The 284-nt window shown below is 63.0% G+C and carries 1 pseudogene; it reads right to left on the minus strand.

The window, feature by feature from the left end:
• Window positions 1–202: pseudogene (locus SB753_RS36515) on the minus strand (D-glycero-beta-D-manno-heptose-7-phosphate kinase); the annotation flags it as partial.
• Between the last annotated feature and the right edge of the window lie 82 nt (window positions 203–284).

Below are 284 nucleotides of genomic sequence, written 5' to 3' on the forward strand. Positions count from 1 at the left end.
CCGGCGCCTCCGGCGAAATACGATTGACGTCGCCGAACCAGTAGCGGTCCAGCATCACTTCGCCGACCACGAGTACGCGCGCGGCAGCGAGTTGCGCACGCGGCACCACGGTAAGTGCGGGCGACGTCGTGGAGGTGGGCGTGGACGTGGCGGATGCGGGCATGATATCAGGCATCGGCTGCAGGTTTGGAGGGTTGGGCATAAGGACGTCCAATCGAGTGATAGTCGATGCCGAGTTCGTCCATGGCATCCGGCTCGTACAGATTGCGGCCGTCGAAAATCAC

Source organism: Paraburkholderia sp. SIMBA_053 (assembly GCF_046534895.1).
GTDB lineage: Bacteria > Pseudomonadota > Gammaproteobacteria > Burkholderiales > Burkholderiaceae > Paraburkholderia > Paraburkholderia caledonica.